Annotated in this window: 7 protein-coding genes; all 7 read left to right on the forward strand. The window is 59.7% G+C overall.

Going from position 1 to position 12789, the window contains the following annotated elements:
* The first annotated feature begins 191 nt into the window (after nucleotides 1-191).
* The 7 genes from IP83_RS18330 (at nucleotide 192) to IP83_RS18355 (ending at nucleotide 12770) form a co-directional block, all read left to right on the forward strand.
* Nucleotides 192-3221 (forward strand): BPTD_3080 family restriction endonuclease, encoded by a 3030-nt coding sequence (locus IP83_RS18330; RefSeq protein ID WP_054123679.1) that lies wholly within the window; start codon nucleotides 192-194, stop codon nucleotides 3219-3221.
* Nucleotides 3218-4000, forward strand: a complete 783-nt coding sequence (locus IP83_RS18335) for a hypothetical protein (RefSeq protein WP_054123680.1) — start codon at nucleotides 3218-3220, stop codon at nucleotides 3998-4000. The genes IP83_RS18330 and IP83_RS18335 overlap by 4 nt, the downstream gene beginning before the upstream one ends.
* Nucleotides 4000-6921, forward strand: a complete 2922-nt coding sequence (locus tag IP83_RS18340; protein WP_054123681.1) for a site-specific DNA-methyltransferase — start codon at nucleotides 4000-4002, stop codon at nucleotides 6919-6921. The genes IP83_RS18335 and IP83_RS18340 overlap by 1 nt, the downstream gene beginning before the upstream one ends.
* On the forward strand, nucleotides 6918-7733 hold the full coding sequence (locus tag IP83_RS18345; RefSeq protein ID WP_054123682.1) for a hypothetical protein: 816 nt from the start codon (nucleotides 6918-6920) through the stop codon (nucleotides 7731-7733). The genes IP83_RS18340 and IP83_RS18345 overlap by 4 nt, the downstream gene beginning before the upstream one ends.
* Before the next feature lie 10 nt (nucleotides 7734-7743).
* Nucleotides 7744-9840: a 3'-5' exonuclease gene (locus IP83_RS21005; RefSeq protein WP_054123683.1), complete on the forward strand. Its 2097-nt coding sequence runs from the start codon at nucleotides 7744-7746 to the stop codon at nucleotides 9838-9840.
* A gap of 1161 nt (nucleotides 9841-11001) precedes the next feature.
* A complete protein-coding gene (locus IP83_RS19750; protein ID WP_197274444.1) occupies nucleotides 11002-11541 on the forward strand; it encodes a DUF1643 domain-containing protein in 540 nt (179 codons plus the stop codon).
* Between the two features lie 329 nt (nucleotides 11542-11870).
* Entirely contained in the window at nucleotides 11871-12770 is a 900-nt protein-coding gene (locus IP83_RS18355; protein WP_054123684.1) for an integrase arm-type DNA-binding domain-containing protein, read from the forward strand.
* Nucleotides 12771-12789 lie beyond the last annotated feature (19 nt).

Consider the following 12789-nt stretch of genomic DNA (forward strand, 5'->3'; position numbering starts at 1 on the left):
TGGTCCCCGCCTCCGGTGCCTGCGCCCATGATGGGCCAAGCCAGAATGAGGGACAAGTCAGCCCCAGCAACATAGGAACGGGTTTTGCTAATGGAAGTCCCCGGCTTCGGATTTTCCCGGTAATCTAAGTTTTCTAACGCTTGTGCTGGTCTGCCACCTCATCAATACAGAGGCGGTCGAGAGGTATTCACGTGTCACAGTCGTTCTTCGATCATCCCATCCTGAACTCGCCCTATGAGCCGCCCTCGCGTTATCATGCGCTGGATGACGACGGGCAACCGCTGGAGCAGCCCCCGGTCGAAGGGCGGCGGCCATGCGACTTCATCACCCCCGTGCCCAAGCCGAAACGCCGGTCGGCGAAGGCAGCCCAAGCCTCGATGGTGTTCGAGGATGAAGCCGGGCTGACGGACGCAGAACAGGAATACAACCCCAAGCCGATCATCAACGAGATACGCGCCCACGTCGCTACGTGGCGCTCGTTGCCGAGCGACCGCGATTGGGGCGTTACGCCTGCCACGGCCCGGCTGCTCCACCATTGGCGGCGCACCGAGGTGGAGGGACTGCGGCCATTCTTCTGTCAGGTCGAGGCCGTTGAAACCGTCATCTGGCTGACCGAGGTCGCCCGCACGCAAAAGCGGTATGCGCACATCTGGAAGCACATCGAAGGGGCCAATCAGCAATCCAGCCCGGACCTGCTGCGCTTGGCCATGAAGATGGCCACGGGCGCGGGCAAAACGACCGTGATGGCGATGCTGATCGCGTGGCAGACGGTCAATGCCGTGCGCTCGCCGACCAGCAGCCATTTCAGCCGTGGCTTCCTGATCGTCGCGCCCGGCATCACCATCAAGGACCGGCTGCGCGTGTTGCTGCCGGACGACCCGGACAGCTACTACCGCACCCGCGACATGGTGCCTTCGGACATGCTGCCGGAGATCGCCAAGGCCAAGGTCGTCATCACGAACTACCACGCCTTCAAGCGGCGCGAGACGATGGATGTCTCCAAGGTGGGCAAGGCGCTGCTCCAAGGGCGCGGCGAGGCGCTGACGACCATCGAGAGCGAAGGCCAGATGCTCCAGCGCGCCTGCGGCGAACTGATGTCGATGAAGAACGTCGTCGTCATCAATGACGAGGCGCACCACTGCTACGAGGAGCGTCCGCAGGGCAGCGTCGAGGAACTGGACGATGCCGACGCCAAAGCCGAAGCGAAGGAAAACAAGGAAGCTGCCCGGCTCTGGATCAACGGCATCAAGGCGCTGAAAAAGAAGGTCGGCGTCCGGGCCGTCTATGATTTGTCGGCAACCCCGTTCTTCCTCGCCGGTTCAGGCTATGTCGAAGGCACGCTGTTTCCGTGGGTGGTCAGCGACTTCTCGCTGATGGACGCCATCGAGTGCGGCATCGTGAAGCTGCCCCGCGTGCCCGTGGCTGACAACCTGCCCGTTGCCGACATGCCGATCTACCGCAAGTTGTGGGAGCACATCGGCAGAGACCTGCCGAAGAAGGGCGCGAAGAAGTCGGATGAGCTTGATCCGCTCAAACTCCCGACCAAGCTGCTGACGGCTCTCGATGCCCTGTATAACCACTACGTGCTGGTTCACGAGGAATGGCGGCGGGCAGGCATCCCCGTGCCACCCGTGTTCATCGTGGTGTGCAACAACACGTCCACCTCGAAGCTGATCTACGAATACATCTCGGGGTGGGATCGCCCCAACGAGGATGGCGAACTGGTCAACGTCCATCGCGGCCACCTCGAACTGTTCCGCAACTACGATGAGCACGGCAACCGGATCGCGCGTGCCCCGACGCTGCTGATCGACAGCGCCCAGCTTGAGAGCGGTGAGGCGCTGGACACCGATTTTCGCAAGATGGCCTCGGCAGAGATCGAACAGTTTCGGCGTGAACGGCAGGACCGCACCGGGCGGGTCGAGGATGCCGACGACATCGACGATGCCGAACTGCTTCGCGAGGTGATGAACACGGTTGGGCGCGTGGGCCGATTGGGCGAAAGCATCCGCTGCGTCGTGTCGGTCTCGATGCTCACCGAGGGCTGGGACGCGAACACGGTCACGCACATTCTCGGTGTTCGCGCCTTCGGCACCCAACTCCTGTGCGAGCAGGTCGTCGGACGCGGCCTTCGCCGCCAGTCCTATGAACTGAACGAACATGGCTTGTTCGATGTCGAGTACGCTGACGTGCTCGGTATCCCGTTTGATTTCACTGCCAAGCCGGTAATCGTGAAGCCGACCCCGCCGAAGCTCGTCACGCGGGTCCATGCTGTAAAGGAACGGGTAGCCGAACGCCCGGAACTGGAGATCACCTTCCCGCGCGTCGAGGGCTACCGCGTCGATCTACCGGAAGAGCGGATCAGCGCCAGCTTCACCGAGGACAGTCGCCTCATCGTCGATCCCGAAATGATCGGGCCTTCGCGTGTCACCATGCAGGGCATAGTCGGCGCGACCGAGGAACTGACCGCCAAAGGTGTCGGCGACCAGCGCCCTAGCGCCATCGCCTATTCGCTTGCAGCGCACCTCCTCAAGCGGTTTGGCGATGAAAGCGGCGACTTGCCGGTGCACCTGTTCGGCCAGGTCCGCCGCATCGTGCGCGAATGGCTTGATGGCGGCTACCTGGTGCTCAAGGGCGTGCCGATGGGCGTGCTAGATTATCTGGAGATCAAGGATCAGGCAGCTGAGCGTATCTTCCTTGCCTGCCAGCGGTATGAACATGGACCGAAGGCGATCAAGGCCATCCTTGATCCCTACAACCCGAAAGGCTCAACCCGCCACGTTGGTTTCACCACCAGCAAGGCCATCTACGCCACCGATCCCCGCCGCAGCCATGTCAGCCACGTCGTGTGCGACAGTCCGTGGGAGGCAGAGCTTGCCCGCGTTCTGGAAACCCACAAGCGCGTCGTTGCCTTCGTGAAGAACCAAGGTCTTGGCCTAGAAGTGCCATACCGCGATGGCTCCAAACCCCGCCGCTACATCCCGGACATGATCGTTCGGCTCGATGACGGGCACGGCCCCGATGACCTGCTGAACCTCGTTCTGGAGACCAAGGGCTACCGCAAGGGTGACGCGCAGTTGAAGGCGGAGACCATGAAAACGATGTGGGTGCCGGGGGTGAACAACCTTGGCACGCATGGCCGTTGGGCTTTTGCCGAGTTTACCGACGTTTTCGAGATCGAGGCCGCGTTCGGTAAGCTTGTCGATGGGCTGCCCGGATGAGTACGATAGGCCTGTCATCCCTGAGATCGTGGGAAAACCTCCTTCTCGAGATCAACCCTTTGCAAGAGGCGCAGCATCTCGCCGCATCAGTGCTCGATCCGGCCACAGCTACAGCTGATCAGTGCTGGACGCTGATCTGGGACAAGCCGCTGTTTGCCAACACACGTGTGGCTACGGGCGTGCAGTCAGTGCGGAAGTTGGAGCCATACATGGCTGGCGCTTGGAGGACCTGGGGCACGCCCAACGGTGCATTTTCAATCACACACAGGGGTGGTTACAACAAGCGTTCAAACTTTCATGTTTCCGGCAGTGCCGCTCCTGCCGTTGATGCGCTGGGAATTGCAAGACACCGCCTCCTCGCCGTTCAAGGCGGCGCGAGACTTCTCCGCGCATTGGCAGCTGAAGACCCAATCCATCCGTTCAAGTCCTTCGCAAGCCTTGATCGCCCAAAGACCGTTACCCGCATACAGGAGCTTGCCGGTCGCGGTTGGGGGCACATCACCACGTTGCATTTGATGACCGACTTTGGCCTTGCGGTGAAGCCTGACCTGCACCTCGTTCGGACCGTAAAAGCCATTGGTTTGGCTCCACACATCCGAGAAAGTAACGTGCCGAATATCGAGGACGCTCTGACGATCAACAATGCCGTGGACGATCTCGGAAAGAAGCTTTTCGGCGACGAGTATGGCCCGAGCAAACGTCGCTATCTCGACAAAATCCTCATGGAACTTTCCCGGCAAGACCTGCTCGGCGTGATTACGAACAAGGACATCCCATAATGGCCCGCCCCCCCAAAGGCCCGAAACAGGTCACCACGCTCAACCATGAAGCCGATGCGCGGCGGAACATTCCCACGGCGGAGATGGCCGATCTGGCGGCGATGCAGGAGGAGCTTGCTCCGATGCAACCCGTTGCATATCCGCGCGCCCGGCCCTTGGTCGAAGGCGAGGTGCGGGAGCGGGACGCTGACCTTGATCCGCAGATCGTGTGGAACGGTGTGCGCATCACGCTGACCAAGGATCAGGTCGCGCAACTTGCCGAGAGCGGCACCATCGAGATTGGCGATGCGCAACTGGTGTGGCGCGGCAAAGATCGGCAGGACTGGTCCGATCTGATTGTCACTGCGCCGCCGCTCTACATTCAGGAGAAAGTGCACCCCAAGGCGATTATCGACGATCTGGTACGCCAGTCGAAGGCGGCGCGCGATGATGCCAGCGACGCACCGGACCTGTTTGCCGACTTCAACGGCCTAGCCGATCCGATGGCGCGCACCGAGTTTTACCAGCACGATCAGCACTGGTCGAACCGGATGATCCTTGGCGACAGCTTGCAGGTGATGGCCAGCCTTGCCGAGCGCGAGGCTTTGAAAGGCAAGGTGCAGTCCATCTTTTTCGATCCTCCTTTCGGCATCAAGTTTGGTTCAAACTGGCAGGTTTCGACACAGAGCCGGGACGTAAAAGACGGTAAACAAGCTGAAGTTAGCCGCGAGCCAGAACAGGTAAAGGCGTTCCGTGACACGTGGAAGGAAGGTATCCATAGCTACCTAACTTATTTGCGCGACCGGCTGACTATAATGCGCGAACTACTAAATGAAAGTGGTTCAGTGTTCGTTCAGATCGGGGACGAGAACGCACATCGACTAAGAGCGCTGATGGATGAGGTCTTTGGCGCGACTAACTTCGTCAGCCAAATCGCATTTGTAAAGACCAGCAGCGGGTCTGGCGAACGCTTGTCTAACGTATATGACACTATACTATGGTATGCTCGTAATAACGAAGCACTAAAATATCGCCCTATATTCGGTGAAAAGACCGTAGGGGAGGAAGGCGCGACGAAATACACATCGGCGCAGATCGAGAGTGGACTTCGTATTCCAGCCTCGCAACTTACGGACGGGCAAAAGCACAAGCTTTTTACCACAAGCGACCTTACCAGCCAACGCCCAAGGCAAGGTGCCGATTTGGCCGAGTTTGAATATCAAGGTACAAGATTTTCGCCGGGAGCGGGCACCTTCAAATCAGATCTAAGGGGACTAACGCGAGCGGCGAAGGCTGATCGTATCGTGATTAGTGGCCGTAAAATCCGGTATGTGCGTTTTCTTGAAGACTACGAAGTGTTCCCGTTGACTAATGTCTGGGCAGACATTGGCGGCATACAAAGCCGCGCTGATCCCAAAATCTATGTCGTTCAGACCGCAACCGAGGCGATCAAGCGTTGCGTGCTAATGACTACTGATCCCGGCGATTTGGTGATTGATCCCACCTGTGGTTCCGGCACTACCGCATACGTTGCGGAGCAATGGGGCCGCCGATGGATTACCATCGACACAAGCCGCGTGGCCTTGGCGCTAGCGCGTACCCGCGTGATGGCCGCGCGCTATCCTTGGTATCTTCTCGCTGACAGTGCTGACGGAAAGCGCAAGGAGGCGGAGCTTACTGGCAAGCCGCCAAGTGACCGCCCGACCTACGGAGATGTTCGACAAGGGTTCGTTTATGAGCGCGTTCCCCATATCGGCCTAAAGTCCATTGCCAACAACGCCGAGATCGACGTGATTTGGGACCATTGGCAGGCCAAGCTTGAACCGCTGCGCAAAGAACTGAACGAGATCACAGGCAAGACCTGGCAGGAATGGGAAATACCTCGCGAACCGCAAGCCGGCTGGTCATCCAATGTCACGGGTGTGCACAAGGCTTGGTGGGATGCGCGCATTGCCCGACAAAAGGAGATCGACGCTTCCATCGCCCGCGCGGCGGATGTCGAATATCTCTATGACAAACCGTATGCCGATCCGAACCGCGTGCGCGTTGCTGGGCCGTTCACGGTGGAAAGCCTCTCCCCACACCGCGTCGTGCCTGCCGATGCCGAGGAACTGATCGACGTTGTCGATGCCGCCGAAGGAAAGCGGACACGAGGGCCGCTGGCTACGTCGGAAACCGACTTCGCTACAATGGTGATCGAGCATCTTAAATCGGCTGGTGTTCACCAGACCGACCGAGCCGACCGCATCGAGTTCACCAGCCTGACGCCCTATGCCGGGCGCGGCTACATCGGCGCGGAAGGCCGGTTCATGGAAGGCGAGACCGAGCGCCGCGCCGCGATCTTCATCGGGCCGGAGTTTGGCACGCTCTCCCGCGTCGATCTCACCGCCGCTGCGCGTGAGGCCGCCGAAAGCCGGTTTGACGTGCTGATCGCCGTCAGCTTCGCCTTCGACGCCCACGCCTCGGAACTGACCCGGCTTGGCCCGTTACCGATCCTGAAGGCCAAAATGAACCCCGACCTGCACATGGCGGGCGAGTTGAAGAACACCGGCAAGGGCAATCTCTTCACCGTGTTCGGCGAGCCGGACATCGACATTCTGGAAGAACCGGATGGCCGCATCGCCGTGCGAGTCAACGGCGTGGACATCTACGATCCCAATACCGGCGAGGTCCGGAGCAACGACGTGAAGGGCATCGCCGCGTGGTTCATCGACACGGCCTATAACGAAGAGAGCTTCTTCGTCCGCCACGCCTATTTCCTCGGCGCAAACGAGCCTTACAAGCAGTTGAAAACGGCGCTCAAGGCCGAGATCGACGAAGAGGCATGGGCAACGCTCAACCGCGCCACATCACGCCCGTTCGACAGGCCGGAAAGCGGTCGCATTGCGGTAAAAGTCATCAACCACTTCGGCGACGAGGTGATGAAGGTGTTTGGGGTATGAAGACAGCGGGCCTCCCGTCACCGATAAATCAGTGTCAGCGGGATTTTCACAAGCTCTGTGAGCTTGGCGGTGGACCGGGCGGCGGCCCGCCGCGCGGCAAGGTTCAGGATTTGTTGGACAATGCCGGGAAGGACTTGAACCATTTTGCCTACGAAGAGGTTGCCGAACACTTCGCGCAGCTCCCTGGTCGGAACCCATGGCACATATGTTTCGCAATCGGCCTGAGCTGGGGACACCTGGCCAAATTCGATATCACGTTCACCGAAGCAGCCGTAAACGTGTTGGAGCACTGGAACGGCACCGATCTGCATACGGCTTGCACTTTCCATCTGGAGCGCGGTGCCGAACCCATCCATTTCTCTCTTTCAGGTGCTTACCAGCTTTTTCAGAAGGTGAAGCTGCCAGAGGCTTTGCCTGACAATCTCAAGACGTTGGGACGAGCGCAGGAGCGATGGATGACGCCCATCCTTTCCCCTGAGCGGCCTCGATACATTGGTAGCTGGAACGCAACCGCCATGTTTATGGTGGCACTTTTCGCCCAGCCAAACTTGGCTGCAACGATGGTTGAGCCGACGCCGATGCTGCCGCCGGGAGGGCCAATCTACGGTGCGCTCAAAATGCTGCGAAAGGTCAACATGCTGACACGAGACCCGGCGGGAAGTGAATTGGATGATCAAGCTTTCGAGCCCGGTGCGATCTACGAGAACAATGCCCTGATGCAAGATTTGCTTCGCGGACGCTCGGGATGGTCTCTTCTCGATGTCCACAGCGGCCTCTACACTCTTGGTTCGCGGAACCACTCGCTGACATGAGGCGCGGCTCATGAATTTTCACATCGCCGACAGTTTCACGTCTGCTCTTGGCCGCTTGTCCGGTCAGGAGCAGAAGCAGGCGAAGACTGCGGCGTTCGACCTGCAATTGAACCCGGCCCAGCCGGGCCTGCAAATGCACCGGCTGACAAACAGCCGCGATCCGAACTTTTGGTCCGTCCGCGTCAATCAGGACATTCGGATTATCATCCACAAGACTGAGGCAAGCTTCATGCTGGCCTATGTCGATCACCACGACAAAGCCTATGCGTGGGCCGAACGTCGCCGGATCGAAGCGCATCCGCGCACTGGTGCCATCCAGATCGTGGAGGTTCACGAGCGGATCGAGGATGCTGGGCCGCTGTTCGCACCGCGACAGCCAGAACCGGCAAGCACGGCACCTGCGCCAACCCAGTTGCAACCCGTTGCAACGCCAATCTTCGCCAGCCTGACCGAAGACGCCCTGTTGGACATTGGCGCACCGGCTGACTGGATCGCTGACATTCAAGGCTGGACCGAGGATCGCTTCTTCCAGATGAGCGACCGGCTCCCAGCCGAAGTCGCCGAGGCGCTGCTCGATTATGCTGCAACGGGGCGCTTGCCAACGCCGGAGCCTGCGCCCGCCGATCCCTTCGCTCACCCGGACACTCTGCGCCGCGTCCAGACCATCACCAGCGAAGAAGAACTGCGGCTGGCCCTCGACTTCCCGTGGGACAAGTGGAGCGTGTTCCTCCACCCGTCGCAACGCGATATTGTGGACCGCGACTTTTCCGGCCCGGCGCGGGTCACCGGCACGGCTGGCACCGGCAAGACCATCGTCGCGCTGCACCGCGCCGCTCGCGCCGTCCGGGAGGATGCGCAAGCCCGTGTCCTGCTCACCAGCTTCTCGCGCCCACTGGCCAACGCATTACGCGCCAAACTGGCGATCCTGCTTGCCGATGATCCGGCCAAGTTGGCCCGCGTGTCGATTGCTTCCTTCGAGGATGCCGCGTCAGAGCTTTTTCAGCTTGCGACGGGGCGAAGGCCGACCCTTGCCCCGATTGATGCCCAGCAGGTCGCGCTGGAGCGCGCAATCGCTGATTTGGGCTACAAGGACCTGTCACCCCGCTTTGTGTTTTCGGAGTGGCGGCAGATTGTGGATGCATGGAACCTGCCTGATGTGGCCAGCTATGCAAAGGTGCCCCGGATTGGGCGGCGCAATCGCCTCGGCGCGAAGCAGCGCGAAACCCTCTGGCCGGTCTTTGAAGCAGCACGGCGCACACTGGCGGCGCGTGGGTTTGTCACGGCATCACAGTTGTTCGCTGTGGTGGAAGCGGACGCCAAAGCGAAAGCAGATAAACCCTTCACGCACGTGATCGTAGACGAGGCGCAGGACTTGGGCGTCGCCGAACTGCGGATGATGGGCGCGCTGGCCACGGGGACAAACGCGCACTTCTTTGCCGGTGACCTCGGGCAGCGGATTTTCCAGCTTCCGTTCTCGTGGCTGACCTTGGGCGTCGATGTCCGGGGCCGGTCGTCCAGCCTGCGGATCAACTACCGCACGTCGCGCCAGATCAGGGAGGCCGCTGACCAGTTGCTTCCGCCCAAGGTCCGCGACGTTGACGGGATTGAGGATGATAGGACCGGGGCGCAATCCGTGTTCGAGGGGCCAGCGCCGACGATTGTGGAATGTGCAGATCAGGCCGACGAAACCGCCAAGGTCGCCGCCTATCTCCGCGCGGCCATTGATGACGGCATCAGCGCCGCCGAGATCGGTGTTTTCGTGCGCTCCGCCGAATACCTACCACGCTGCCGGGCTGCCGTCGCGGTGGCTGGTCTGGAGGCACGGCAACTGACCGAGCGCGTGGAGGACTTTGGCGACTGCGTGTCGCTCGGCACTATGCACCTCGCCAAGGGGCTGGAGTTCAAGGCGGTGATCGTCATGGCTTGCGATGATGAGGCGCTGCCGCTGCAATCGCGCGTCGATGAGGCGACGGACGAGGACGAACTGCGCGAGGTATTCGAGACTGAGCGCCACCTTTTCTACGTCGCCTGCACCCGTGCCCGCGATAGACTGCATCTGGTGGGCGTTAAGCCGATCTCGGATTTTTGCGCCGATATAAGAGTTTAGCGATTTCAGCGGTATCCACATGATCGGACACCAGCCGGACACGGCCTATAGGTCGGGAGAGTTGCGGTTGCCTAAGTGCTTGAAAGGAATGGTGGACGCACTAGGGCTCGAACCTAGGACCCGCTGATTAAGAGGCTAGCAATCCAAGTTGCAACAGGTCTGTCACATGTGAAAGTGATGTGTACAGGTGTGAGCCTTGGTGACAATGCGATTCGCTTAATATTCCAAAGAAATCATGGTTTTATAGCGCAGCGCCTTCACCTCCTATATTCCCGGTAGGGAGCGCCGTACACAGTGCCGCACACGGATGAAGACTTTAGAAGAGAAGTCGCCAGCAAGACGATCTCAGAGCTCCGTCGTGATCATCCATACGCAGCGAACTGCCATAGGGCGATGCTGGCGCGTGAAAAGTCAGGCGTTGCCGTGGTCTCCGCATCCATCAGGTCGTTTCGAGACTTCCTGCTCCAAATGGGACCGCGCCCGGGACGGGATTGGACCATCGACCGCATCGACGCAGATGATCCGGAGTATGCGCCCGGGAAGATACGATGGGCCGACAAGCGGCAGCAGGCGAACAATCGGACCATTACCATCATGCTCAGCGTGAGGGGCGAGATCAAACCACTGACGGATTGGGCACGGCGCACCGGCACACATCCCAACACGATCCGCCAACGCCTTAGACGGGGCTACGATCACGAGGAGGCCGTCTACGGCAAAAAGTCGACGCGCGCCGCAGGGGATGAACCAATCAATGCCGCAAGTCCTCTCGGAGACCCTTCGCCGGGAAACGGCTGGCTCCCTGGGCTGACAACGAGCAAATGGGAAGGGCCGTATCAAAGGGCGTCGAAGGCATGGCCAGCGCATTCGCGTCAGCTCTTTACCCGAGATGTGTTTGCAATGTGGATCATCAGTTGCCGGGTAGATGCACTGTCAGCGGACCAAACGGGCAAGTACAAAGATAAGTACCAAACCCATTGGTCGCTTCGACAGTCACTTATAGAGCGCATGTCGCATGAGGAACGCCAAATGTGGGTAAGGTCTCTAAAGCACCGCCCCGTAACCGAGCCAGCGCAGGCAGCAAAAATGGTGGCTGCGATATTCGGGAGATCGGACTCGGCAAACACTCTCACATAGTATATAATTGAAATGTTTGGATATTTGCAACCAGTTGCACTGGAGCAATATCAAAACTGGACCGACAATTTCAGCATTTTATGGGGAAAGATGATGCTAACGGATGCGACGATCTCATCTTGCGGCCGATATCGATACTCACTTTCGCGCAAGTGGGACGATGCCCCTACGGTCCTTTTTGTCATGCTTAACCCCTCGACCGCAGATGCGACCAAGGATGACCGCACTATCGGACGATGCATCTCGTTCGCCAAATCTTGGGGCTTCGGCTCCCTGATTGTCGGCAACCTGTTTGCTTTCCGGACGCCGTCGCCAGCCGAACTCATGGAAGCCAAGGAACCGGTTGGCCCAGAAAACGACCACTGGCTTGAAAGGCTGAGCAAAGAGGCATCACTGACTGTTGCCGCTTGGGGCAATACTGGGAGCTATCTCGGGAGAGCAGGTGAGGTAGCCCCTCGCCTCAACAATCCACATTACCTCAAGCTAACCGGCGCTGGCCAACCGTCCCACCCGTTGTACGTTTCAGGTGATACTCGCCCCACACTCTGGGCATTCGAGCGGTGAGTAGAATGCATATGTCGCACGAAGTGGGCGCCCAGGACCTTTCCGAAGCATCAAATAGTCGCGACGCACTGTTGATACACAATCCGCCCGCCTGCTACACAAGGTTCTATCACAAAGCGTTGATTAAAGGACATTTATGACGAGCGGCGGCCTATCCCTCCGTCTCCGCCACTTTGCGATCTGCAAGGCTCCCCTAACATCCCAATTTCCTTGTATTTCTGCCGATCTGCGGCCAAAATCGTTCCCTATTTGTTTCGCTTGATCCTTGTGCAACCGCACCCATCCGGGGGCGTTTGCGGGGGCACTCAATCACAGATCCGGGGGCATCAATGCTCACAGAACTTACCGTCAAGAATGCCAAGGCGAAGGACAAGGATTACAAGCTCTCCGATTCCGAAGGGTTGTACCTCTATGTGACCAAGTCTGGTCACCGTAGCTGGCGGATGAAGTACCGCTTTGCCGGTAAGGAGCGGCGGCTCGTTCTTGGCAGCTACCCCGATCTGCCGCTGAAGGCGGCGCGTGACCGGAAGATCGCAGCGCGCAAACTTCTGTCCGAAGGACGCGATCCGGGGCTTGAAGCGCAGAAGGCCAAAGTCGAACGGGCAGTTGCTGCGGGAAACACCTTCGAGGCTCTCGCGCGGGGCTGGTATGATCTACAGGAGAGCCGCTGGACGCCAATCCATGCAAGCGACGTTATCGGCAGCCTCGAGAAGGAAGTGTTTCCCTGGATCGGCAAACTCCCCGTCCGCGAGATCGATGAGCCGCTGGTCCTCTCGGTCCTGCGCAAGATCGAGAAGCGAGGAGCGATCGAGACCGCGCACCGGGTGCGTCAACGGATCTCAGCAGTGTTCGTCCATGCGATCGCAGAGGGCGCAGCGGCGCGTGATCCGGCGGGCGTGGTGACCAAGGCGCTGAAGCCGGTACCACGCGCCCGCAAGCGTCCGGCACTTGTCTCGATTGATGCTCTTCATGACATGATTCGCAAGACCGAGGCGGAGCCCGCCTCGCCGCTTACCAAGCTGGCCTCACGCTTTCTGGCATTGACCGCGCAGCGCCCCGGCATGATCCGCGCCCTGCCGTGGGCCGAGATCGAAAACGTGGATTGGAGCAACGAGGAGCCTTGCCCCGACGCGTTGTGGCGGGTGCCCGCCGCACGGATGAAACTAATGCTCGAGCTTAAGCACGATGATCGTGACCTGCCCCCCGTTGGCGCCCTCGATTTGATGTAGAGTCTGCCCCAACGAAGGA

This window comes from Novosphingobium sp. AAP93, from assembly GCF_001296055.1.
Classification (GTDB): domain Bacteria; phylum Pseudomonadota; class Alphaproteobacteria; order Sphingomonadales; family Sphingomonadaceae; genus Novosphingobium.

Bases quoted from the DNA above. Each gene is read 5' to 3' on its own strand.
- IP83_RS18345 (WP_054123682.1), top strand. From the start codon at position 6,918: ATGAAGACAGCGGGCCTCCCGTCACCGATAAATCAGTGTCAGCGGGAT.
- IP83_RS18355 (WP_054123684.1), top strand. From the start codon at position 11,871: ATGCTCACAGAACTTACCGTCAAGAATGCCAAGGCGAAGGACAAGGAT.
- IP83_RS21005 (WP_054123683.1), top strand. From the start codon at position 7,744: ATGAATTTTCACATCGCCGACAGTTTCACGTCTGCTCTTGGCCGCTTG.
- IP83_RS18340 (WP_054123681.1), top strand. From the start codon at position 4,000: ATGGCCCGCCCCCCCAAAGGCCCGAAACAGGTCACCACGCTCAACCAT.
- IP83_RS18335 (WP_054123680.1), top strand. From the start codon at position 3,218: ATGAGTACGATAGGCCTGTCATCCCTGAGATCGTGGGAAAACCTCCTT.